Source organism: Pseudomonas sp. B21-056 (genome assembly GCF_026016325.1).
Lineage (GTDB): Bacteria > Pseudomonadota > Gammaproteobacteria > Pseudomonadales > Pseudomonadaceae > Aquipseudomonas.
In genome coordinates this window covers 674,135-696,080 of record NZ_CP087203.1, presented here as the reverse complement: position 1 = coordinate 696,080, position 21,946 = coordinate 674,135, and the positions used below count along the sequence as shown (strand labels likewise).

Below are 21,946 nucleotides of genomic sequence, written 5' to 3'. Positions count from 1 at the left end.
GGCTGATCGTTCCCACGCTCTGCGTGGGAATGCCTCACCGGACGCTCTGCGTCCACCATGGGACGCGGAGCGTCCCGGGCTGCGCTCCCACGCGGAGCGTGGGAACGATCAAATACGCAAGGCCTGACTTATGCCCACTGCCCTCTACCGTCTGATGCTCGCCCTGGTGGTGTTATTGCCACTCGGAGCCCACGCCGGCGACGCCGAAGACTTCGTCGCCGCCAACCCGACCCAGCAGGCCAAACTGCTGGAAGACTGGTCCGCGCAGCCTGAGCCGGCCCGTGTCGAACTGATCAACGCCTTGCAGCAAGGCCAGTTGACCATCGACGGTCAGCCCAAGACCCTGCGCCTGAACAACCGCTTGCGTGGGCTGATCGAAACCGCCCTCGCCAGCCATCAACTGCTCGCCAGTGACGCCCACGTGCGCCTGGGCGCAGCGCGGCAATTGCAAAAAAGCGCACGCCCGGCGCAATTGGCTTTTCTCGACCGGCAATTGGCTGGCGAGCAGGACGAAGATGTCCATGCCGCCCTGAGCCTGGCCCTGGCAAACCTGCAGTTGGTGGACGCCAGCCCCAGCGTGCGCCTGGCGGCCGTCCGCTTGCTGGGAGAAACCGGCGATCCGCTGGCCCGCACTCGTCTCGAAGGCGTGCTCGAACCTGGCGCCGAAACCGATGCCGGCGTGCGCACCGCCGCCGAAACCAGCCTCGCCCAGGTCAAGCGCAAACTGCTGGTGGGCGAGTTGCTGGGCCAGGCGTTCAGCGGCATGTCCCTCGGCTCGATCCTGCTGCTCGCGGCCCTGGGATTGGCGATCACCTTCGGCCTGCTGGGGGTGATCAACATGGCCCATGGCGAGATGCTGATGCTCGGCGCCTATTGCACCTACGTCGTGCAGATGCTGTTCCAGCGCTTCGCTCCGAACGCCATCGAGTTCTACCCGCTGATCGCTCTGCCGGTGGCATTTTTCATCACCGCCTCCATCGGCATGGCCCTGGAGCGCACGGTGATCCGCCACCTCTACGGGCGCCCATTGGAAACCCTGCTCGCCACCTGGGGCATCAGCCTGATGCTGATCCAGCTGGTGCGCCTGGTGTTCGGCGCGCAGAACGTCGAAGTCGCCAACCCGGCCTGGCTGTCCGGCGGAATCCAGGTGCTGCCGAACCTGGTGCTGCCGTACAACCGCATCGTCATCATTGCCTTCGCGCTGTTCGTGGTCGTGCTGACCTGGCTGCTGCTGAACAAGACCCGTCTGGGCCTGAACGTGCGTGCGGTCACCCAGAACCGCAACATGGCCGCCTGCTGCGGCGTGCCCACCGGGCGCGTGGACATGCTCGCCTTCGGCCTCGGCTCGGGCATCGCCGGGCTGGGCGGCGTGGCCCTGAGCCAGATCGGCAACGTCGGCCCGGACCTGGGCCAGAGCTACATCATCGATTCGTTCCTGGTGGTGGTGCTCGGCGGCGTCGGTCAATTGGCCGGTAGCGTATCCGCCGCGTTCGGGCTGGGCATCGCCAACAAGATTCTCGAACCGCAGATCGGCGCCGTGCTCGGCAAGATCCTCATCCTCGCGCTGATCATTCTGTTCATCCAGAAGCGTCCGCAAGGCCTCTTCGCGCTCAAAGGACGGGTAATCGACTGATGAACCAGCCCCTGATGCTCACGGCCACGCAAAAGGCCGGGCCTAAAGTCACCGTCGCCGTCGGCGTGCTGATCCTGGTCGTCCTGCTGAGCCTGCCAGTGCTGTCGCTGCTGGCGGCGGACCACCCGCTGCATGTCTCGGCCTATACCCTGACGCTGGTTGGCAAGATTCTCTGCTACGCCATCGTTGCCCTGGCGCTGGACCTGGTCTGGGGTTACGCCGGGTTGCTGTCCCTGGGCCACGGCCTGTTCTTCGCCATGGGCGGCTACGCCATGGGCATGTACCTGATGCGCCAGGCCGCCGGTGATGGCTTGCCAGCATTCATGACGTTCCTGTCATGGACCGAATTACCCTGGTACTGGGCCGGCACCGACAGCTTCCTCTGGGCCTTGTGCCTGGTGGTACTGGCGCCGGGGTTGCTCGCGCTGGTCTTCGGCTTCTTCGCCTTTCGTTCACGGATCAAGGGTGTGTACTTCTCGATCATGACCCAGGCCCTGACCTTCGCCGGCATGCTGCTGTTCTTCCGCAACGAAACCGGCTTCGGCGGCAACAACGGCTTTACCAATTTCCGCTCGATCCTGGGTTTCGGCATCACCGAGCCCGGCACTCGGGCGGTGCTGTTCCTGGTGACGGTATTGCTGCTGGTGGCAAGCCTGTTCATCGGCTGGCGGCTGGCCCGCAGCAAGTTCGGCCGGGTGCTCACCGCCCTGCGGGACGCCGAGAACCGCTTGATGTTCTGCGGTTACGATCCTCGTGGTTTCAAGCTGTTCGTCTGGGTCTTGAGCGCGGTGCTGTGCGGCCTCGCCGGGGCGTTGTACGTGCCGCAGGTGGGCATCATCAACCCCAGCGAAATGTCGCCGACCAACTCCATCGAAGCGGCCGTATGGGTCGCCCTCGGCGGACGCGGCACGCTGATCGGGCCGTTGCTGGGCGCCGGCGTGGTCAATGGCATGAAGAGCTGGTTTACCGTGGCGTTCCCCGAGTACTGGCTGTTCTTCCTGGGTGCGCTGTTCATCATCGTGACCTTGTACCTGCCCAAGGGCGTGATTGGCCTGCTGAAAAAAAGAGGTGAACAATGAGGGTCACGGCGAGCGCTGAATTCATGTTGGAGCCGGTCCTTTTTCCTCCGCAGGAGCCCAACAAGGACGCGGGTAGCAGTCGCGATGCGATCGGTCTCGGTCAACGGGCCGGTCCAGGCCTGAACACCCGCCACGGCACCGTCCTGACCCTGGAAGACATCAGCGTCAGCTTCGACGGCTTCAAGGCCCTGAACGATCTGAACCTGTACATCGGGGTGGGCGAACTGCGCTGCATCATCGGCCCCAATGGCGCGGGCAAGACCACGCTGATGGACGTGATCACCGGCAAGACCCGCCCGAGTCACGGCAAGGCCTGGTTCGGCGAAACCCTCGACCTGACCGGCATGAGCGAAGTGCAGATTGCCCAGGCAGGCATCGGTCGCAAGTTCCAGAAGCCCACGGTGTTCGAAGCGCTGAGCGTGTTCGAGAACCTGGAACTGGCGCTGAAAACCGACAAGTCGGTGTGGGCCAGTCTTCGGGCGAAACTCAATGGCGAGCAGCGCGATCGCATCAACGAGGTGCTGGAAACCATTCGCCTCACCACGTCGGTCAATCGCGCCGCTGGATTGCTCTCCCATGGGCAGAAGCAGTTCCTGGAGATCGGCATGCTGCTGGTACAGGACCCGCAATTGCTGCTGCTCGACGAACCCGTGGCGGGGATGACCGACGCCGAAACCGACTTCACCGCCGAACTGTTCAAATCCCTGGCGGGCAAGCATTCGCTGATGGTGGTGGAACATGACATGGGTTTCGTCGGCGCGATTGCCGACCACGTCACTGTTCTGCACCAGGGCAGTGTGCTGGCGGAAGGGTCGTTGGAGCAGGTGCAGGACAATGAGCGGGTGATCGAGGTGTATCTCGGTCGCTAGAGCGGAAGATGCTGTTCCCTGTGGGAGCGAGCCTGCTCGCGATAGCGGTGGGTCAGCTTGCTTAGGTGTTGAATGTGCCGCCGTCATCGCGAGCAGGCTCGCTCCCACAGGGGTTTGAGGAGAATCCGGAAGATGCTGCAAGTCGACAAGCTTCACCAATACTACGGCGGTAGCCACATCCTGCGGGGCCTGTCGTTTGACGTGAAGGTCGGCGAGGTGACGTGCCTGCTGGGCCGCAATGGCGTGGGCAAGACCACCCTGCTCAAATGCCTGATGGGCCTGCTGCCGGCCAAGGAGGGGGCGGTGAATTGGGAAGGCAAAACCATCACCGCGTTCAAGCCACACCAGCGGGTCCACGCCGGTATCGCCTATGTACCCCAGGGCCGGGAGATCTTCGGGCGGCTGACGGTGGAGGAAAACCTGCTGATGGGCCTGTCGCGCTTTCCCGCCTCCGAGGCTCGGGAGGTGCCGGCGTTCATCTACGAGTTGTTCCCGGTGTTGCTGCAAATGAAACAGCGCCGCGGCGGTGACCTGTCCGGCGGCCAGCAACAGCAGCTCGCCATTGGCCGGGCGTTGGCCAGTCGTCCACGCCTGTTGATTCTCGACGAGCCCACCGAAGGCATCCAGCCGTCGGTGATCAAGGAGATCGGCGCGGTCATCAAGCAACTGGCGGCCCGGGGCGACATGGCGATTTTGCTGGTGGAGCAGTTTTACGACTTCGCCGCCGAGCTGGCCGATCAGTACCTGGTGATGTCCCGGGGCGAGATCGTGCAGCAGGGGCGCGGAGAAAACATGGAAGCCGAGGGTGTGCGCGGGCTGGTTACGATCTAGTCTGTAGCGTCCGGACAATAATCAGAAATCATGAATCTACCTTTATCTGCACCTGCCCTGTTCACGCCCTGCTGGCACGCCGAGCTGGAACTGGCCTACGCCCGCTCTGGCGACAGCACGCGCCCGGTACAGCGCCGCCATAAAGGCCCGCTGCGGGTGCAAAAACATTTGTACGCCGAAGGGCCCGAGGTGTGCCAACACATCATCGTCCACCCGCCCGGCGGGATTGCTGGCGGTGACCGGTTGGACATCTCGGCCCATGTCGGTCCTGGCGCCTGGGCGCAGTTGACCAGCCCTGGCGCGGCCAAGTGGTACCGCGCCACGGCGCCTGCGTATCAGCAACTGACCCTGAGCGTGGCAGCCGGGGCGACACTGGAGTGGTTGCCCCAGGAGACCATCGTCTTCAGCGCGGCCCAGGCCGAACTCGGCACCACCATCGACTTGCAGGGTGATGGACGCCTGCTCTACTGGGACATGGTTGCCCTCGGCCGACCCGCCAGTGGCGAGCGCTTTGACCTGGGGCACTTTCAGTCGCGGCTGGACATTCGTCGCGACGGGCAGTTGCTGTGGCATGAGCGCCAGCGCATCGTCGGCGGCGATGGTTTGCTCGACTCGCCCATCGGGCTGGGCGGCAAGCCGGTGTTTGCCACGTTGCTGGTGACCGGTGAGATCAATGGCGACTTGCTGGAACAGTGCCGTTCCCTGGGCCATGCCGTGCGTGGCGACCTGACCCAGTTGCCTGGGCTGGTCGTGGCGCGGTGCCTGGCGAGCGAGGCGTTGTTGGCGCGGGGGTGGCTGGTTGAGTTGTGGCGGTTGCTGCGCCCGGCGTTACTGGGTCGAGAAGCCGTGCCACCGAGAATCTGGAGTACCTGAATGGCTTTTCTGTGGGAGCGAGCCTGCTCGCGATGGCGGTGGATCAGCCAGAAAAGATGTGACTGACACACCGCTATCGCGAGCAGGCTCGCTCCCACAGGGGGCCTTTATTCAGCCCGAAATTTTTATCTGCCCTTACGGATGACACATGGACCTGACCCCACGCGAAAAAGACAAGCTGCTGATCTTCACCGCCGGCCTCGTCGCCGAGCGGCGGCTGGCCCGGGGCTTGAAACTCAATTACCCGGAGGCCATGGCCTATATTTCCGCGGCCCTGCTCGAAGGCGCCCGCGACGGCCAGACCGTGGCCGAGTTGATGCATTACGGCACCACCCTGTTGAGCCGCGAGCAGGTAATGGAAGGCATCCCGGAAATGATCCCGGAGATCCAGGTCGAGGCGACCTTTCCCGACGGCACCAAACTGGTCACCGTCCACCAACCCATCGCCTGAGGAGCGTGCCATGACCTATAGGATTCGTGACGCGTACCCGACGGACCTGCCCGCCATTCGCGACATCTACAACGACGCGGTGCTCAACACCACGGCGATCTGGAACGAACAGGCCGTGGACCTGGGCAACCGCCAGGCCTGGTTCGATGCGCGGCAGTCCCAGGGTTACCCGGTGCTGGTGATCGTCGACAGCGAAGAAAACGTACTCGGCTATGCCGCGTTCGGCGACTGGCGGCCCTTCGACGGCTTCCGGCACACCGTGGAGCATTCGGTGTACGTGCGCAGCGACCAGCGCGGCAATGGCCTCGGTCCACGGTTGATGACGGCGTTGATCGAGCGCGCAAAGACCTGTGGCAAACACGTCATGGTCGCCGCCATCGAAAGCGGCAACGCGGCCTCGATTCGCTTGCATGAACGGGCCGGGTTCGTCATCACCGGGCAGATGCCCCAGGTGGGGACCAAGTTCGGTCGCTGGCTGGACCTGACTTTCATGCAGTTGATCCTCAATCCCGGGGCGCCTGCGCCTGTTTCCAACAAGGAGTGAAACCGATGAACGCCGCCCAGTTGCGTCGAGTCCACACTGAAAGCTTTGCGCATTACCGCCAGGGCCTGATCGATCTGTTGCTCGACGCCGTGGGATACGGCGCCAGTGTCGGTTTCATGGCCGACCTCGATGCGGTCCAGGCCCGCGCCTATTTCGACGAAGTCCAGGCCTGCCTCAACCAGGGCAGCCTGTTGTTGTGGGTGGTGGTCAAGGACGAGCAGGTGCAGGCCAGCGTCCAGCTCGCCCTGTGCCAGAAACCCAACGGCCTGAACCGCGCCGAAGTGCAGAAACTGCTGGTCCGCGGCGAAGCCCGTCGACGGGGCCTGGGCCAGCAGTTGATGAGTGCCCTGGAGCTCGGCGCGCGCCAGCACAAGCGTGGCCTGCTGTACCTCGACACCCAGGCCGGCTCCGAGGCCGAGGCGTTCTACCGCGCCATGGACTACACCCGTGTCGGTGAACTGCCCGACTACTGCCAGAGCCCGGACGGGACGTACACCCCGACCACCATCTACTACAAGCTTTTGGGACAACCGCAATGATTCCAGGCCAATACCAGGTCCAGCCCGGCGACATCGAACTCAACGTCGGCCGCCGCACCTTGACACTGACCGTCGCCAACAGCGGCGACCGGCCGATCCAGGTCGGCTCGCACTATCACTTCTTCGAAACCAATGACGCCCTGTCCTTCGACCGCGCCGCCAGCCGCGGCATGCGCCTGAACATCCCCGCCGGCACCGCGGTGCGCTTCGAGCCGGGGCAGAGCCGCGAGGTGGAACTGGTGGATCTGGCCGGGCATCGCCGGGTGTTCGGGTTTGCCGGGCGGGTGATGGGCGACCTCTAGGTCGCAGCTCGTTCCCATGCTCCGCGTGGGAATGCATCTCGGGACGCTCCGCGTCCCACAAGCGGACGCAGAGCGTCTATGGCGGCATTCCCACGCAGAGCATGGGAACGATCAGGAAAGCACATGAAGATCTCGAGACAAGCCTACGCCGACATGTTCGGCCCCACCGTCGGTGACAAGGTCCGCCTGGCCGATACCGAGCTGTGGATCGAAGTCGAAAAGGACTTCACCACTTACGGCGAAGAAGTGAAATTCGGCGGCGGCAAGGTGATTCGCGACGGCATGGGCCAGGGCCAACTGCTGGCCGCTGAGGTTGTGGACACGCTGATCACCAATGCACTGATCATCGATCACTGGGGCATCGTCAAGGCCGACGTCGGTCTCAAGGACGGGCGCATCGCGGCCATCGGCAAGGCCGGTAACCCGGACATCCAGCCCGATGTAACCATCGCCATCGGCGCCAGCACCGAGGTGATTGCCGGCGAAGGCATGATCCTCACGGCCGGCGGCGTCGACACCCACATCCACTTCATCTGCCCACAGCAGATCGAAGAGGCCTTGATGAGCGGCGTCACCACCATGATCGGCGGCGGCACCGGCCCGGCCACCGGCACCAACGCCACCACCTGCACCTCCGGCCCATGGCACCTGGCGCGCATGCTGCAGGCCGCCGACGCCTTCCCGATGAACATCGGCCTCACCGGCAAGGGCAACGCCAGTCTGCCGGAGCCGCTGATCGAACAGGTCAAGGCCGGTGCCATCGGCTTGAAGCTGCACGAAGACTGGGGCACCACTCCGGCAGCCATCGACAACTGCCTGAGCGTGGCCGACCAGTACGACGTGCAGGTGGCGATCCACACCGACACCCTCAACGAGTCCGGTTTCGTCGAAACCACCCTGGGCGCTTTCAAGGGCCGCACCATCCACACCTATCACACCGAAGGCGCCGGCGGCGGTCATGCGCCGGACATCATCAAGGCCTGTGGTTTCCCTAACGTGTTGCCCAGCTCCACCAACCCGACCCGGCCGTTCACCCGCAACACCATCGACGAACACCTGGACATGCTGATGGTCTGTCACCACCTGGACCCGAGCATCGCAGAGGACGTGGCGTTCGCCGAAAGCCGTATCCGCCGCGAAACCATTGCCGCCGAAGACATCCTCCACGACCTCGGCGCGTTCTCGATGATCAGCTCCGACAGCCAGGCCATGGGCCGCGTCGGCGAGGTCATCCTGCGCACCTGGCAGACCGCGGACAAGATGAAGAAGCAGCGCGGCGCCCTGCCCGGGGACGGCGAAGGCAACGACAACTTCCGCATCAAGCGCTACATCGCCAAATACACCATCAACCCGGCGATCACCCATGGCATCAGCCACGAAGTGGGCTCTATTGAAGTGGGCAAGTGGGCCGACCTGGTGCTGTGGCGTCCGGCGTTCTTCGGCGTCAAGCCGACGCTGATCCTCAAGGGCGGAGCGATTGCCGCGAGCCTGATGGGCGACGCCAATGCCTCGATCCCGACACCGCAACCGGTGCACTACCGGCCGATGTTCGCAAGCTACGGCAGCTCGCGTCACGCAACCAGCCTGACGTTTCTCAGCCAGGCTGCCGTCGAGGCGGGGCTACCGGAACAGTTGGGGTTGAAGAAGAGAATCGCCGTGGTCAAGGGTTGCCGCGATGTGCAGAAGACTGACCTGATCCACAACGACTACCTGCCGGACATCGATGTCGATCCACAGACCTACCAGGTCAAGGCCGACGGTGTGTTGCTGTGGTGCGAGCCGGCTGATGTGCTGCCGATGGCGCAGCGGTATTTTCTGTTTTGACTTGAAAAGAGGGCCATGGGTAAACACAGCACCCTGTGGCGAGGGGATTTATCCCCGCGCGGTTGCGCAGCAACCGCAAAAAATAGGGGCTGCTGCGCAGCCCAGCGGGGATAAATCCCCTCGCCACAGGGTTTGCGACTGGCTATGGGTGTGTATTACCCCACCAACCGCCCCAACCGCTGCTTGAGCATGCGGTTTTCGGTGCGCAGCTGCTGCACCTCCTCCAACAGGTCGAGCGCCAGGGCCACGCCTTCCCATTCCAGGTCCAGGTCCTGTCGCAATTTGGCTGCACGGCGGGCCAGGACCAGTTCGTAGTCGGTGAAACGCCAATCCGTCGGGGCCGCGCCGTGGGGCTCGAGGATGCCGTGTTCGACGATTTCAATCACATGGACATCCGCCAGTGCAGCGGCCTCGCAGAATTCCTTCAGGTTCAGTTCAATGATCGGGTTGTTCATGTCTGCTTCTCCCAATGCCTAACTGTGTAGGAGCTGTCGAGTGCAACGAGGCTGCGATCTTTGGATTTCTTGAATTTCATCAACTTTGAAAAGATCGCAGCCTCGTTGCACTCGACAGCTCCTACAGGTGATAGATACAGGCCACCGCCGTCAGAAATGTTCCCGTGGATCGAACGCGGCTTTCTTCGCCAGCTCCGCCCACAATGCCTTGACCGCTTCGTCGCTGGACTTGGGCATCACGGCCTTGAGCTGGACGAACAGGTAGCCGCGTTCACCGGCCTTGTTGCGCAGGCCATGGCCCTTGGCGCGCATGCGCTGGCCGTTCTGGCTGCCGGCCGGGACCTTGAGGTTGATCTTGCCGGTGAGGGTCGGGACGGCCACCTCGGTGCCCAGCGCCAGTTCCCAGGGCGCCAGCGGCAGGGTGATGATCAGGTCCTGGCCTTCGACATCGAACTTGGGGTGCGGGGCGAAGCGAATGGTCAGGTACAAGTCACCATTGGCCCCGCCGCCGATACCTGGCGCACCCTGGCCCTTGAGGCGGATCCGCTCGCCGTCGGTCACGCCGAGCGGGATCTTCACGTTCAGGCTTTTACTGGTGTTGCTGACATGCTGGCCCGCCGCGTTGTGCTGCGGCACCTGGAAGCTGACCTTTTTCGACTCACTCGACAGGGTTTCTTCCAGGAAGATCGGCAATTCCATTTCCACGTCCTGCCCCCGACGGCCGGCGCTGCGACCTGACTGTCCACCACCGAACCCCGGCCCGCGATTACCGAAGATCGAACTGAAGAAATCTGAAAAGTCCCCGGCGTCCTGGCCGCCGCCAAAACCGCCGCGGCTCTGCCAGCCCGGCGGTCCCTGGAACGGCTGACCGTGCTGGCCATATCGACGCAGGTCGTCGTACTCGGCGCGTTTGTCGGCGCTTTTCAGCGCTTCATAGGCTTCGGAGACATCTTTGAATTTGGTCTCGGCGTCTTTTTCCTTACTGACATCCGGGTGGTATTTGCGCGCCAGCTTGCGATAGGCGGCCTTGATCGTGCTGTCGTCAGCCGTCGGCTCTACGCCCAGGATCTTGTAATAGTCTTTGAAGTCCATCTAAGCAATCCGTATCGATGTCGCGCCTGAATGACCGGCCCCACAGATTGGGACCAGGCGGCGCAGCAGAAGTTTATCGGCTCATGCCGGCAAGTTTGGGGGTTGGATGGGATCTTTCAAGGCCGCCGTGTACGAATTAGCGGATAACCGGCCTTCGAATCCGCGCCGCACTGGCATACACTGCGCGGCCGTTTTTTCGACCGGAACCTGAAAGACATGAAAAACGCATCCCCGGCCCGTGCCTGCGGCATCGACTTCGGCACGTCCAACTCCACCGTCGGCTGGCTGCGCCCCGGCATGGAAACGCTGATCGCGCTGGAGGATGACAAGATCACCCTGCCCTCGGTGGTGTTTTTCAATCTCGAGGAGCGTCGCCCGGTCTACGGCCGACTGGCCCTGCACGAATACCTGGAAGGCTACGAAGGTCGGCTGATGCGCTCGCTCAAGAGCCTGCTGGGCTCCAAGCTGATCAAGCACGACACCAGCGTGCTGGGCACGGCGATGCCATTCAAGGATCTGCTGGGACTGTTCATCGGCCAGTTGAAGAAACGCGCCGAGGCCACCGCCGGTCGGGAATTCGAGGAAGTGGTACTGGGTCGCCCGGTGTTTTTCGTCGATGACGATGAGCTGGCAGACCAAGAGGCCGAAAATACCTTGGTGGACGTCGCCCGCGCCATTGGCTTCAAGGAAGTCTCGTTCCAGTACGAACCCATTGCGGCGGCATTCGATTATGAATCGACCATCGAAAAAGAAGAGCTGGTGCTGATCGTCGACATCGGCGGCGGTACTTCGGACTTCTCCCTGGTGCGCCTGTCACCCGAACGCCGCAGCCACGACAACCGCCACGCCGACATCCTCGCCACCGGCGGCGTGCACATCGGCGGGACCGACTTCGACAAGCAACTGAGCTTGCAGGGCCTGATGCCGCTGTTCGGCTATGGCAGCCGGATGAAAAGCGGCGCCTACATGCCCACCAGCCACCACATGAACCTGGCGACCTGGCACACCATCAACGCGGTGTACGCGCAAAAATCCACCCTGGCCCTGAACAGCATGCGCTACGACATCGAGGACACCGGTGGTATCGACCGGCTGTTCAAGCTGATCGAACAGCGCGCCGGGCACTGGCTGGCAATGGAAGTGGAAGAAACCAAGATCCAGCTGACCCACGCCGATCAGCGTCATGTCGCGCTGGACCGGATCGAGCCGGGCCTGAGCGTGGACCTGAGCCGGGCACTGTTCGAGTCGGCTATCGACGGCCTGCTGGAGCGGGTGCGCGCCAGCGTCACGCAACTGCTCAATGACGCCAACGTCGGCGTCGATCAGGTCGACACGGTGTTCTTCACCGGCGGCTCCAGCGGCATCCCGGCCCTGCGCAACAGCGTCTCGGCGATGCTGCCCCAGGCGCGGCATGTGGAAGGGAACATCTTCGGGAGCATCGGCAGCGGGTTGGCGATCGAGGCGATGAAACGCTACGGGAGCCAGGCCTGACCTGACTACAGCGGTGCGGCCTTCGCGAGCAGGCTCGCTCCCACATTGAACCGCATTCCTCTTGGAAGAACTCGGTCAACTGTGGGAGCGAGCCTGCTCGCGATGGGGCCAGATCAGACAACCCACTCCTGGATCAGACCATCCCCAACTGCTTCAACTCACTCTTGAGGTACGCATAATAAATCGGCCCCGCCACCACCCCCGGCAGGCCGAACGCGGCTTCGAACACCAGCATCGCCATGAGCAATTCCCAGGACTTGGCGCTGATCTGCCCGCCCACGATGCGAGCGTTGAGGAAATATTCGAGCTTGTGGATCACAATCAGATAACCCAGCGCCGCCACCGCCACCCAGATCGACAGCGACAGGCCGACGATGGTGATCAGGGTGTTGGACATCAGGTTGCCGATGACCGGTAGCAACCCCAGCAGGAAGGTCATCACGATCAGGGTCTTGGTCAACGGCAGCTTGATGCCGAACAGCGGCAGCACCACCGCCAGGAAAATCCCGGTGAAGAAGGTGTTGAGCAGGGAAATCTTGATCTGGGCGAAGACAATGTTGCGGAACGCCTTGACCAACAGGTTCAAGCGATCGAACAGTGCCGCGGCCAGGGGTTTGCGCTTGGTCAGGTCGGGGACGCGCTGCAAGGCAATGATCGCCCCCAGCACCATGCCGATCAGCAATGTCACGAACATGTGGGCCGCGTCCTTGCCCACCAGTTGCAGATCGCTCAGGTGCTTGCTCACCCAGTCGCCGATCGCCACCCGAAACTCGGCGGCGCTGGCCGGCAGGTAGGCATCGATGAAGGGTGGCAACTGTCCACGGGCGCGATCGACCACCGTCATGAACTTGTCCAGGGACGCGCCGGGGTTTTCCGCTTCATGCAGCAGAAAGCTGATAGCACCGGCGAAAATCAAACTCAGGACACTCACCACCAGGGTGCCCAGCAACGCTACCGCGAGCCAGCGGGCACGGCGGCCTTCGATCAACCGCTGCAACTGCGGGGTGAGCATGTTGACCAGCTCGAACACCAGCAGACCGGCCAGCAGGCTTGGTAACAGGCGCAGCGGCAACACCAGCAACAACCCACCAAAAATGATCACCCAACTGATCACCAACAACACATGACGCTGAGAAAACGTTGGCATACAGCCTCAGAACAAAACGGCGTGAAAGGATCGGCAGTCTGCCAGCCTTCCGCTGACAGCACTAGGGATTGTATCGGCCGACTTTGGTCGGGGTTCAGGGGATTTTTGTGGCGCCTGTAAGGGCTCCATCGCGAGCAGGCTCGCTCCCACGGGGGATTTGCATGGCTCGGTCCATTGTGGGAGCGAGCTTGCTCGCGATGGGCGCTCACGGCTCCCTTATTTGTTCTTCAGGCAATCACTCATGAACGCCTTGCGCTCGTCGCCCTTGAGCGTCTTGGCGGTAGCGTCGGCATTGCAGGTCTTCATGCGCTCCTGCGGCGTTCCTCCCCGAACTTGAGGCGGCTTGGTCTTCAGACAGGTGCTCATGAAGGCCTTGCGCTCATCACCCTTGAGCGCCTTGGCGGTGGCGTCGGCGTTGCAGGTGGTCATCTTGGTCTGCTGCGCCGTCGCGGCGAAGCCCTGGGAGCACAGCAGCAAACCGATCATCAACAAAGGGACACGCAACATCTTCATGACGTTTTCTCCTGAATGCCGCACGACCGTGACGGCGATCAATCCAGTGTAGACAACGCAGCCCTATACACCGGCCGCTTTCAAACGCTCTGCATGCTCGACAAACAACCGGATCGGCTCGGCGCCCTTGCCCACCAGCCCAAGGGATTGATTGACGATGTCGAAATGGTCGAGTGGATAGTCATCGCCGATGACCGTACCCAGGTGGGAACTGAAGCGCCCGACCATGCCATCGCACTGCCCCGCCTCACGCACGAACGTCCGGGCAAACAGGCGGCAGCTACGATTCGTACCGTCGAAGAGGTTGCGGCCCTGGTCGGTCTTGCCGGGCTGCAGGATTCCCGACCAGGAGTAATAGCGCACGCCATCGACTTCCTCGGCCCCCTGACCACCCCAGGTTTGAGGCAGCCCCTGTGGATAACACGCATTGAAGCGCGCCACCCCGGCGGTGGTAAGGGAGTCATGGGAGGCGTGAAGGTCCACCGGCAGCCTGGCGCCGCGATAGCCGGTTTCGAGCAGGCACATCAGCGCGTTGATCAATCGCAGCACGGCGCTGAGCATGCGCCCCTTGAGGCTGTTCGGCGGGTAGTGGGCCAGCAGGTAGTCGGCCAGCTCGGAGCCGTGGTTGGGGCCGGCTACCGAGGTGACGGAGGCCACCAGGTCCGGGCGCCTGGCCGCCGCATAGCGGGCGCTGAGGGCGCCTTGGCTATGGCCGATCAGATTGACCTTGGTTGCGCCGGTCTGCTGCAGGATCTCCTCGATCCGTGCCAGCAACTGCTCGCCGCGCACCTCGGACGAATGCAGCGGCGAGACCTTCACCGCCACCACCACCGCACCACCCCGGCGCAACGCCGAAACGATCCCATACCAGTAGGGGTACAACACCAGGCGGATGAATCCGAGCATGCCCGGGACCAATACCAACGGGTAGCGGGTGGTGCAGCGTTGCGACATGGACAGACATCCTTGATCAGAGAGTTGCGCTGGAGGGAAAGGGAAAGTCTATGCCTTCTTCATGACACCCCACCGTCATTGTAGGAGCTGCCGAAGGCTGCGATCTTTCCGCTGACCATTGAATCTCAAGTGAAAATCAAAAGATCGCAGCCTTCGGCAGCTCCTACGATGGAGTTGCCTTAACACATCCCATAAAACTTTTGCCTCGCTCATCACTCCCAACTTGGTAAGCGATCACGCCGCGAGAGCGTGACGCCCCAACCGGATCAGCCTCCAGGAGAACGAGATGAGCGACATGCACTTATCCGATGTAACCACCCTGCGCGAACGTGCGCGCCAGAACGTGCAGAACGGCGCGGTGACCGAGGGCTACAACGCCGATCGACAGGAAGTCGTGCGCCTGCTCAACGAAGCACTGGCCACTGAGCTGGTGTGCGTGCTGCGCTACAAGCGCCACTACTTCATGGCCACCGGCCTCAAGGCGAGTGTGGCGGCCAGCGAGTTCCTCGAACATGCCAACCAGGAAGCCGAGCATGCCGACAAACTGGCCGAGCGCATCGTGCAACTGGGCGGCGAGCCGGAGTTCAACCCCGACCTGTTGACCCGCAATTCCCACGCCCAGTACGTGGCAGGCAACACCCTCAAGGAAATGGTCTACGAAGACCTGGTGGCCGAGCGGATCGCCATCGACAGCTATCGGGAAATCATCCAGTACATCGGCGATAAAGACCCGACTACCCGGCGCATCTTCGAAGACATCCTGGCCCAGGAAGAAGAGCATGCCGATGACATGGCCGATATCCTGGCCGATTTGTAAGACCGCATCGCGAGCAGGCTCGCTCCCACCCTCGACAGGTGTCCGCCATCAATGTGGGAGCGAGCCTGCTCGCGATGAGGCCAGTAACCTTCCTGCAAATCCCCGACTTACCGCGTCGGCTTCACAGTCACCGGCGCCTTGCCCGCCTTCATTTGCTCGAGCAACGGCGCACACTGGTTCGGCTCGTCACCGCTAGGGGCCACCAGGGCCAGCAAACCTGCCGCCGGCGCGGCGATCACACCCAGCGCCACCATCCCGGCGCCGCGCAATATCAGCGGTACGGCCTTGACTCCGGCAGAGGGCTTGGCGAACTTGCCCCGCACGTACAGGGGCGAGCGCAGGGAAATCAGCCGCCAGCCCTTGGACTCCGGTGAAATGGTCAGGTCCAGTTGTTCCGTGGCCATGTTCGCCGTGCCGTCGATATAGATGATCGCGTTTTCAGTGTCGAACACAAACAGGCGAGTGGTTGCCAGGCCGGTCTTGATGTCGAAGTCCGCCGCCGCGCAGTTGATCTTCACTTCCTTGTCGCCAAAGATTTTCCCCATCACGTAGTTGCCCACGTTCAACCCCGCCAGCTCCATCAGTTCGCGACTGATGGCGCCGTCGTTGATGAGCATTTTCAGCGTACCGTTGGAGGTGCCCAGCAAGGCCGCGACCGAATTGCCGCGACCGCTGATATCAGCGTCTCCATTGAGCTCACCGAAACTGGTTTTCATCGGCTCGAAGCCGGGGAACAACTGTTTGAGCTTGAAGCCCCGCGCCGTCAGCTTCGCCTGGCCCTCGAGGGGATGGGCTTGGCCGTTGAGGCGGATCTGCGCATCGAGTCGGCCACCGGCGACGCCGAAACGCAGGGGTTCGAGGCTTAATTGGCCGTCGTTGAGCACCAGGTGCGTGTAGAGGTCGGTGAACGGTAGCTGCGCACTATGAACGATACGTTTGCCGGTGAACTCCACATCGGCGTCCATCGCGCTCCAGCGCTCGGTGCGGAACTCCTCCACGGGCAATACCTTGTCCGACGGCTGCTTGCTGGCGCTGCCCCGGGCCTTCTGTTCGGCGTTGGAATCGGCGCCGATCAGCGGCGCCAGATCGCTGAACAACACTTGATTGGACACCAGCGTGCCACTGAGTTTCGGCCGGGGCTGGCTGGCGACGTAGGCCAGGTCACCGTGGATGTCGCTGTCGCCGATCCTGCCGTTGAATGCTTCGTAGCGAAACAGCGCGCCCTCCGGCTCATGGAGTTTGGCGATCAGATGACCGTCGGTTTCATAGGGCGGTGAATCCGGCAGGGTCACGCCGGTCAATGGATACAGATGAGCCAGGCTGGTACCGGCCAGTTTCAGGCGCAGGTCCAGGGCACCGAGATTCATTGGGTCGGTGAGGGTACCGGCCAGTTCGACACGGGTGTCGGCGGTCTTTACCTGGGCCTGCAAGGGAAAGGGTTGCGATGCATTCTGCAAGGCCAGCAGGCCACCGACCTTGCCGGAGCCACTGAGGTTCTGTCCGTGATACTGCCCCTCGACCTTGAAGGCAAACCCGTAGTCCTGAGGGGTCGCTCCCTGGTCCTGGACCTTTTTCGCGGCCTTTTCGCCGACGATGTCCTTGAACGGAATGGATTTTCCCAGCGGGTCGATCAGCAGGTCGAGTCGGGTCTTCAGGGTCTGGTCGTCAAGCGTGACGTGCCCCTTGTCGAAACCGATGGCGCCGATGTCCACTACCCAGCTCGACGGTTCGGCGTCCGGGTCTTTCGGATCGAACTGGAAGGTCCAGTTGGCACGTCCGTCAGCCAGGCGCTGCAAGTTGGCGTCGGGTTCGGTCAGGTCGATACGGGGAATGGTCACTCGCCGGGCCAGCAGGGCCAGGGGGGAGATGCGCAACTCGACACGCTTGAGCGTGGCCATCTGCGGCTTCTTCGACCAATCGGGATTACCCAGGCTCAAATCCTCGGCCACCACATGGGGCCACGGCAGCCAGGCCCGCCAGCCGCCCTCTTCCGACTCGCGCTGCCAGACCACGGCCAGGTTGCCGTTGATGGCGAACGAGCGATGCAACTCCTCGGACACCTTGGCGTTGAGCGTCGGCTTGATCCGGTTCCAATCGAAGAACACGATGACCAGCACCAACACGGCCAGCAAGACAACAAGGCTGGCCAGGCTCCAGGCAAGGATTTTTGAAGTGCGTGTCATGCACAAGGCTCCTGATGACAAATTGGCGTCCGTACCGCAACACCTGAAAATCGAACCTGTCGTCGGCTCGTTGTAATAGTGGGACTGGTGAAACGAGCGACAGGTTTACCACCCGGGGCAAAAAACCTGACCGATCCGCCAGCAAGCTGTTACCGCCTCCGCACATTTGCGTGGCGCCAGTGGGTACAAAATACCCACCATGGTGCGAAACCGTACCTCGGAAACGCCCGTTCTAGAGCCCTCCCGCAGAACAATCAATTCCGTTGATTATTACCATTGCGTTTATGAACTTTTATATCGACTTATCGAGAGTAGCATTGCCCTCGTACCCACTTTTTAGCCCTCCCGAGGAGCAACGATCATGAAACGCCAATTACTGATGAGCCTATCCCTGTCACTGCTGGCCTCCACCGCTTTCGCCCTGCCAGCTTCCGAGCAGGCTACACCACAGGTCAAGGACAGCCACTCCGTGTATAGCCAGACTGTTGCCGAAGACGGTTATAACCAAACCCGTCAAGGTCAACTCGCCGAAGATGGCTACAACAACACCCCTCAAGGCCAACTCGCCGAAGATGGCTACAACAACACTCCTCAAGGCCAACTCGCTGAAGACGGCTACAACAACACCCCTCAAGGCCAGCTCGCCGAAGACGGCTACAACAACACTCCTCAAGGCCAACTCGCCGAAGACGGCTACAACAACACCCCTCAAGGCCAACTCGCCGAAGGTGGTCGTAGTCGCCTGGAAGAAAAAGGTCTGGTTGAAGACGGCAGTGAGCGAGCCCTCGAACGCAACAGCAAAGTGAGCTGAGCCCATGGTGGCCCGAAAAAAAGCCCGATTCCTGCAATCGGGCTTTTGACTTTCTCAAGCACCTCTTTTCCTGACCTACCTTTTTCTACCGTTCGACGTTGGCAAAGCCGATTTGCTAAAGTGCGTCGCTCCCATGACTCGGAAGTCAGTCCTGCGATGTTGCCCCGCGCCGAACAGAAACAACAGACCCGAATTGCCCTGATGGATGCGGCCCGTCATTTAATGGAAAGCGGCCGGGGGTTCGGCAGCCTGAGCCTGCGGGAAGTTGCCAAGACAGCGGGCATTGTACCCACAGGTTTCTACCGGCACTTCGACGACATGGATCAATTGGGCCTGGCACTGGTCAGCGAAGTGGGCCAGACCTTCCGCGAAACCATCCGGCTGGTGCGTCACAATGAATTCGTCATGGGCGGCATCATTGATGCGTCGGTGCGGATTTTCCTCGACGTGGTGCAAGCCAACCGATCGCAGTTCCTGTTCCTCGCCCGCGAACAATACGGCGGCTCCCTGCCGGTACGCCAGGCCATCGCACAACTGCGCGAAGCCATCAGCTCGGACCTGGCCGCCGACCTGGCGTTGATGCCGAAACTGCAGCACCTGGACCTTGCTGGGCTGAGCGTGATGGCCGACCTCATCGTCAAGAGCGTGTTCGCCACCCTGCCCGACATCACCGACCCTCCCGCCGAAGCGCCCCCCGAACACCTCACGCCCCAGGCGAAGATCACCCAGCAACTGCGGTTTATCTTTATCGGCCTCAAGCATTGGCAGGGCCTGGGCAGCACAGAGTAATCCCCTGTGGGAGCGAGCCTGCTCGCGATGGCGGTGCATCAGACGCATAGACGTCGACTGATGCCGCCGCCATCGCGAGCAGGCTCGCTCCCACAGGTTCGCCTCACGCCACAATACAGTGCAAGCCCCTTGCGTCGCGCACTGGTTCGGAGCGAGCAACAAGGCTGACCCAAGCATCCCACGCCCATTTCCTACGCCATCTTCGATTGGCAAGCCCCTTGCTCTAAACACAGCACTGTTCATTGCTGGAAGCACTCCGATGCTGGTGATCCATCGCAGAATCGACACTCAACCCCGCTGGGACGCCGAACTCCATCTGACGTTCGATGCCCGCAGCAAAAGTCGCCTGCGCTGTTTCAGTGCCGAGGGCGAAGACGTGGGATTGTTCCTGGAGCGGGGCCAGCCGCCGCTTTACGACGGCGAATACCTCCAGGCCGAAGACGGACGTATCGTGCGGGTCTGTGCCCGCCCCGAACAACTGCTGCATGTCACCTGCGCCAATGGCTTCGAGCTGACGCGCGCGGCCTATCACCTGGGCAATCGCCATGTCGCCCTGCAAGTCGGCGACGGCTGGTTGCGCCTGTTGGACGATTACGTGCTCAAGGCAATGCTCGAACAACTGGGTGCCAGCGTCGCCGCTATCGAAGCGCCGTTCCAACCTGAGCACGGCGCCTACGGCGGTGGTCATCATCATTCGCGGCATGGCGACGAAGACTTCAACTATGCGCCGCGCCTGCATCAGTTCGGCGTGCGCACATGAACCCGGCCTGGGCGCTGTTGCGCCTGGCCAGTCCGCAATTGCCGATTGGCGGCTACAGCTATTCCCAAGGGCTGGAGATGGCGGTGGATAGCGGCCAGGTCAGGACCTCCGACGAAGCCCGTCGCTGGATCGGCGATCAGTTGCTGCTGAACCTGGCACGCTTCGAGGCGCCCCTGCTGCTCGCGCATTGCACCGCCGCCGCGGCCGACGATTGGGACATCCTGTTGCAACACTGCGAAGCACACCGCGCCAGCCGGGAAACCCGCGAGCTGTATCAGGAAAGCCGGCAGATGGGCTATTCGTTGCAGCAACTGCTCGGCGGCCTGCCGGAACTCGATGGCGCCGCCCGGACCTTCCTCGAACAACGCAGCGAACCCCACCTGGCCCTGGGCTGGGCCCTGGCCGCCCGCGCCTGGAACATCAGCCCCCAGGACGCCCTCGCCGCCTGGCTGTGGAGCTGGCTGGAAAACCAACTGGCGGTGCTGATGAAAACCCTGCCGCTGGGCCAGCAAGCCGCCCAGCGCCTGACCAGCGAACTGCTGCCGCTGCTGCAACAAGCCCAGCACAACGCCTCGAACATCGACCCCGAGCATTACGGCAGCGCCGCGTTTGGCCTGTCCCTGGCGTGTATGGCCCATGAGCGCCAGTACAGCCGTCTGTTCCGTTCCTAGGAGACAACCATGAACACACAACCCCTGCGCGTCGGCATCGGTGGCCCGGTGGGCTCCGGCAAGACCGCCCTGACCCTGGCCCTGTGCCTGGCCCTGCGCGAGCGCTACAACCTGGCGGTGGTCACCAACGATATCTACACCCGCGAAGACGCCGACTTCCTGGTGCGCAACGAAGCCCTGGCGCCGGAGCGGATCATCGGTGTGGAAACCGGCGGCTGCCCGCACACGGCCATTCGCGAAGATGCCTCGATCAACCTCGAAGCGGTGGACCAACTGAACCGGCGCTTCCCGGGGCTGGACCTGATCCTGGTGGAGTCCGGTGGCGACAACCTCTCGGCGACCTTCAGCCCGGAACTGTCGGACCTGACCCTCTACGTGATCGACGTATCGGCCGGGGACAAGTTGCCACGCAAGGGTGGGCCGGGCATCTGCAAGTCCGACTTGCTGGTGATCAATAAAATCGACCTGGCCCCCCTGGTCGGCGCCTCCCTGGAGATGATGGACAGCGACACCCGGCGGATGCGCAACGGCAAGCCGTTCGTGTTCAGCAACCAGAAGACCGGTCAGGGCCTGGACGAGATCATCGCCTTCATCGAACGCCAGGGCCTGCTGACTGCCGCCTGATTTTTCGAACAATCAACAAGGAAGCTTCTTCATGACATTCAAACGCATCCTCGGCACCCTCGCCCTGCTGCTGACCCCGGCCCTGGCCTTCGCCCACCCCGGCCATGGTGATAACGGCCTGATCGCCGGCCTCGGCCATCCCATCGGCGGGCTGGATCACCTGCTCGCCATGCTGGCGGTCGGCTTGTGGGCGGCACAACAGCAAGGCACTGCACGCTGGGCGCTGCCATGCACCTTCGTCGGCACCATGCTGATCGGCGGCTTGCTAGGTTTCGAAGGCCTGCAGTTGCCGGCGCTGGAAAGCGGGATTGCCGCCTCGGTATTGGCCCTGGGCCTGGCGGTGGCGCTGGCGGTGCGTCCGCCATTGAGCCTGGCGATTGCCGCGACGGCACTGTTTGCGCTGTTCCACGGCGTGGCCCATGGGCTGGAACTGCCGGACATGTCGAGCCCGTGGGCTTATGCGGCGGGATTCGTCGCTGCCACGGCGGCCCTGCATGGCGCAGGTTTCGCCCTGGTGCGCGTGTTGCCGCGGGCGGCTGCGCCGTTGGTGCGGCTGGCGGGGGCGGCTTCGGCGGGGGCTGGGGTCTGGTTGTTGGCCGGTTGATTCTCGGCGCCTGTGCGGGCCTCATCGCGAGCAGGCTCGCTCCCACAGTTGATGGTTGTACATCGTCCATGTGGGAGCGAGCCTGCTCGC

At 62.6% G+C, this 21,946-nt stretch carries 24 protein-coding genes; 18 read left to right on the top strand and 6 right to left on the bottom strand.

What is annotated here, in order from left to right; all coding sequences use genetic code 11:
* The first annotated feature begins 130 nt into the window (after positions 1–130).
* From urtB to ureC, 10 genes are all read left to right on the top strand, one after another.
* Positions 131–1,633 carry an urea ABC transporter permease subunit UrtB gene (urtB, locus tag LOY67_RS03010; RefSeq protein ID WP_265065882.1) on the top strand — a complete coding sequence of 501 codons (1,503 nt, stop codon included), beginning with the start codon at positions 131–133 and terminating at the stop codon, positions 1,631–1,633.
* Positions 1,633–2,712, top strand: coding sequence for an urea ABC transporter permease subunit UrtC (gene urtC / locus LOY67_RS03005; RefSeq protein WP_265065881.1), 1,080 nt, complete (start codon positions 1,633–1,635; stop codon positions 2,710–2,712). The genes urtB and urtC overlap by 1 nt, the downstream gene beginning before the upstream one ends.
* Positions 2,709–3,581 (top strand): urea ABC transporter ATP-binding protein UrtD, encoded by an 873-nt coding sequence (gene urtD / locus LOY67_RS03000; RefSeq protein ID WP_413776160.1) that lies wholly within the window; start codon positions 2,709–2,711, stop codon positions 3,579–3,581. Before urtC ends, urtD begins: the two co-directional genes overlap by 4 nt.
* A 132-nt stretch (positions 3,582–3,713) precedes the next feature.
* Positions 3,714–4,412, top strand: a complete 699-nt coding sequence (gene urtE / locus LOY67_RS02995) for an urea ABC transporter ATP-binding subunit UrtE (RefSeq protein WP_265065880.1) — start codon at positions 3,714–3,716, stop codon at positions 4,410–4,412.
* A gap of 30 nt (positions 4,413–4,442) precedes the next feature.
* On the top strand, positions 4,443–5,285 hold the full coding sequence (locus LOY67_RS02990; protein WP_265065879.1) for an urease accessory protein UreD: 843 nt from the start codon (positions 4,443–4,445) through the stop codon (positions 5,283–5,285).
* 148 nt (positions 5,286–5,433) lie between these two features.
* Complete coding sequence (gene ureA, locus LOY67_RS02985) at positions 5,434–5,736, top strand: urease subunit gamma (protein WP_003197350.1); 303 nt, start codon at positions 5,434–5,436, stop codon at positions 5,734–5,736.
* 10 nt (positions 5,737–5,746) lie between these two features.
* Entirely contained in the window at positions 5,747–6,280 is a 534-nt protein-coding gene (locus LOY67_RS02980) for a GNAT family N-acetyltransferase (protein WP_265065878.1), read from the top strand.
* Positions 6,281–6,285: 5 nt separating this feature from the next.
* Entirely contained in the window at positions 6,286–6,819 is a 534-nt protein-coding gene (locus LOY67_RS02975) for a GNAT family N-acetyltransferase (RefSeq protein ID WP_265065877.1), read from the top strand.
* A complete protein-coding gene (locus tag LOY67_RS02970) occupies positions 6,816–7,121 on the top strand; it encodes an urease subunit beta (RefSeq protein WP_265065876.1) in 306 nt (101 codons plus the stop codon). Before LOY67_RS02975 ends, LOY67_RS02970 begins: the two co-directional genes overlap by 4 nt.
* A 123-nt stretch (positions 7,122–7,244) precedes the next feature.
* Positions 7,245–8,945, top strand: coding sequence for an urease subunit alpha (gene ureC, locus LOY67_RS02965; protein ID WP_265065875.1), 1,701 nt, complete (start codon positions 7,245–7,247; stop codon positions 8,943–8,945).
* 155 nt (positions 8,946–9,100) lie between these two features.
* Here ureC and LOY67_RS02960 read toward each other — a convergent pair whose 3' ends face one another.
* A complete protein-coding gene (locus LOY67_RS02960; RefSeq protein ID WP_265065874.1) occupies positions 9,101–9,400 on the bottom strand; it encodes a chaperone modulator CbpM in 300 nt (99 codons plus the stop codon).
* 150 nt (positions 9,401–9,550) lie between these two features.
* Positions 9,551–10,492, bottom strand: coding sequence for a DnaJ C-terminal domain-containing protein (locus tag LOY67_RS02955; RefSeq protein ID WP_265065873.1), 942 nt, complete (start codon positions 10,490–10,492; stop codon positions 9,551–9,553).
* A 216-nt stretch (positions 10,493–10,708) separates the two neighbouring features.
* On the opposite strand from LOY67_RS02955, the gene LOY67_RS02950 reads away from it, so the two are divergent.
* Positions 10,709–11,983, top strand: coding sequence for an Hsp70 family protein (locus LOY67_RS02950; RefSeq protein ID WP_265065872.1), 1,275 nt, complete (start codon positions 10,709–10,711; stop codon positions 11,981–11,983).
* Positions 11,984–12,116: 133 nt separating this feature from the next.
* On the opposite strand, the gene LOY67_RS02945 is transcribed toward LOY67_RS02950, so the two are convergent.
* From LOY67_RS02945 to LOY67_RS02935, 3 genes are all read right to left on the bottom strand, one after another.
* The gene (locus tag LOY67_RS02945; protein ID WP_265065871.1) at positions 12,117–13,130 is read right to left on the bottom strand and encodes an AI-2E family transporter; all 1,014 of its coding nucleotides are present in this window, start codon (positions 13,128–13,130) and stop codon (positions 12,117–12,119) included.
* A gap of 216 nt (positions 13,131–13,346) precedes the next feature.
* Positions 13,347–13,643: a PsiF family protein gene (locus LOY67_RS02940; RefSeq protein WP_265065870.1), complete on the bottom strand. Its 297-nt coding sequence runs from the start codon at positions 13,641–13,643 to the stop codon at positions 13,347–13,349.
* A gap of 63 nt (positions 13,644–13,706) precedes the next feature.
* Positions 13,707–14,597 (bottom strand): esterase/lipase family protein, encoded by an 891-nt coding sequence (locus LOY67_RS02935; protein ID WP_265065869.1) that lies wholly within the window; start codon positions 14,595–14,597, stop codon positions 13,707–13,709.
* A gap of 286 nt (positions 14,598–14,883) precedes the next feature.
* Between LOY67_RS02935 and LOY67_RS02930 the strand changes: the two genes are divergently transcribed.
* A complete protein-coding gene (locus tag LOY67_RS02930; RefSeq protein ID WP_144928473.1) occupies positions 14,884–15,414 on the top strand; it encodes a ferritin-like domain-containing protein in 531 nt (176 codons plus the stop codon).
* 107 nt (positions 15,415–15,521) lie between these two features.
* Here the strand turns inward: LOY67_RS02930 and LOY67_RS02925 are convergent, their stop codons facing one another.
* A complete protein-coding gene (locus LOY67_RS02925) occupies positions 15,522–17,597 on the bottom strand; it encodes an AsmA family protein (RefSeq protein WP_265065868.1) in 2,076 nt (691 codons plus the stop codon).
* A 361-nt stretch (positions 17,598–17,958) separates the two neighbouring features.
* On the opposite strand from LOY67_RS02925, the gene LOY67_RS02920 reads away from it, so the two are divergent.
* The 6 genes from LOY67_RS02920 (at position 17,959) to LOY67_RS02895 (ending at position 21,856) form a co-directional block, all read left to right on the top strand.
* Positions 17,959–18,408, top strand: a complete 450-nt coding sequence (locus tag LOY67_RS02920) for a hypothetical protein (protein ID WP_265065867.1) — start codon at positions 17,959–17,961, stop codon at positions 18,406–18,408.
* A 156-nt stretch (positions 18,409–18,564) separates the two neighbouring features.
* The gene (locus tag LOY67_RS02915; protein WP_265067686.1) at positions 18,565–19,197 is read left to right on the top strand and encodes a TetR family transcriptional regulator; all 633 of its coding nucleotides are present in this window, start codon (positions 18,565–18,567) and stop codon (positions 19,195–19,197) included.
* A gap of 259 nt (positions 19,198–19,456) precedes the next feature.
* Positions 19,457–19,957 (top strand): urease accessory protein UreE, encoded by a 501-nt coding sequence (gene ureE / locus LOY67_RS02910; protein WP_265065866.1) that lies wholly within the window; start codon positions 19,457–19,459, stop codon positions 19,955–19,957.
* A complete protein-coding gene (locus LOY67_RS02905; protein ID WP_265065865.1) occupies positions 19,954–20,628 on the top strand; it encodes an urease accessory protein UreF in 675 nt (224 codons plus the stop codon). The genes ureE and LOY67_RS02905 overlap by 4 nt, the downstream gene beginning before the upstream one ends.
* Before the next feature lie 9 nt (positions 20,629–20,637).
* Positions 20,638–21,252 (top strand): urease accessory protein UreG, encoded by a 615-nt coding sequence (gene ureG / locus LOY67_RS02900; RefSeq protein WP_041020088.1) that lies wholly within the window; start codon positions 20,638–20,640, stop codon positions 21,250–21,252.
* 31 nt (positions 21,253–21,283) lie between these two features.
* Positions 21,284–21,856, top strand: coding sequence for a HupE/UreJ family protein (locus tag LOY67_RS02895; RefSeq protein ID WP_265065864.1), 573 nt, complete (start codon positions 21,284–21,286; stop codon positions 21,854–21,856).
* Positions 21,857–21,946: the final 90 nt, after the last annotated feature.

Coding starts and splice junctions, on each gene's coding strand:
- LOY67_RS02955 (WP_265065873.1), bottom strand. CDS start 10,492: ATGGACTTCAAAGACTATTACAAGATCCTGGGCGTAGAGCCGACGGCT.
- LOY67_RS02950 (WP_265065872.1), top strand. CDS start 10,709: ATGAAAAACGCATCCCCGGCCCGTGCCTGCGGCATCGACTTCGGCACG.
- urtD (WP_413776160.1), top strand. CDS start 2,709: ATGAGGGTCACGGCGAGCGCTGAATTCATGTTGGAGCCGGTCCTTTTT.
- LOY67_RS02945 (WP_265065871.1), bottom strand. CDS start 13,130: ATGCCAACGTTTTCTCAGCGTCATGTGTTGTTGGTGATCAGTTGGGTG.
- LOY67_RS02915 (WP_265067686.1), top strand. CDS start 18,565: ATGTTGCCCCGCGCCGAACAGAAACAACAGACCCGAATTGCCCTGATG.
- LOY67_RS02905 (WP_265065865.1), top strand. CDS start 19,954: ATGAACCCGGCCTGGGCGCTGTTGCGCCTGGCCAGTCCGCAATTGCCG.
- urtC (WP_265065881.1), top strand. CDS start 1,633: ATGAACCAGCCCCTGATGCTCACGGCCACGCAAAAGGCCGGGCCTAAA.
- LOY67_RS02930 (WP_144928473.1), top strand. CDS start 14,884: ATGAGCGACATGCACTTATCCGATGTAACCACCCTGCGCGAACGTGCG.
- LOY67_RS02920 (WP_265065867.1), top strand. CDS start 17,959: ATGAAACGCCAATTACTGATGAGCCTATCCCTGTCACTGCTGGCCTCC.
- LOY67_RS02970 (WP_265065876.1), top strand. CDS start 6,816: ATGATTCCAGGCCAATACCAGGTCCAGCCCGGCGACATCGAACTCAAC.
- LOY67_RS02960 (WP_265065874.1), bottom strand. CDS start 9,400: ATGAACAACCCGATCATTGAACTGAACCTGAAGGAATTCTGCGAGGCC.
- LOY67_RS02980 (WP_265065878.1), top strand. CDS start 5,747: ATGACCTATAGGATTCGTGACGCGTACCCGACGGACCTGCCCGCCATT.
- ureA (WP_003197350.1), top strand. CDS start 5,434: ATGGACCTGACCCCACGCGAAAAAGACAAGCTGCTGATCTTCACCGCC.
- LOY67_RS02990 (WP_265065879.1), top strand. CDS start 4,443: ATGAATCTACCTTTATCTGCACCTGCCCTGTTCACGCCCTGCTGGCAC.
- LOY67_RS02935 (WP_265065869.1), bottom strand. CDS start 14,597: ATGTCGCAACGCTGCACCACCCGCTACCCGTTGGTATTGGTCCCGGGC.
- ureC (WP_265065875.1), top strand. CDS start 7,245: ATGAAGATCTCGAGACAAGCCTACGCCGACATGTTCGGCCCCACCGTC.
- urtB (WP_265065882.1), top strand. CDS start 131: ATGCCCACTGCCCTCTACCGTCTGATGCTCGCCCTGGTGGTGTTATTG.
- LOY67_RS02940 (WP_265065870.1), bottom strand. CDS start 13,643: ATGAAGATGTTGCGTGTCCCTTTGTTGATGATCGGTTTGCTGCTGTGC.
- ureG (WP_041020088.1), top strand. CDS start 20,638: ATGAACACACAACCCCTGCGCGTCGGCATCGGTGGCCCGGTGGGCTCC.
- ureE (WP_265065866.1), top strand. CDS start 19,457: ATGCTGGTGATCCATCGCAGAATCGACACTCAACCCCGCTGGGACGCC.
- LOY67_RS02925 (WP_265065868.1), bottom strand. CDS start 17,597: ATGACACGCACTTCAAAAATCCTTGCCTGGAGCCTGGCCAGCCTTGTT.
- LOY67_RS02975 (WP_265065877.1), top strand. CDS start 6,286: ATGAACGCCGCCCAGTTGCGTCGAGTCCACACTGAAAGCTTTGCGCAT.
- urtE (WP_265065880.1), top strand. CDS start 3,714: ATGCTGCAAGTCGACAAGCTTCACCAATACTACGGCGGTAGCCACATC.
- LOY67_RS02895 (WP_265065864.1), top strand. CDS start 21,284: ATGACATTCAAACGCATCCTCGGCACCCTCGCCCTGCTGCTGACCCCG.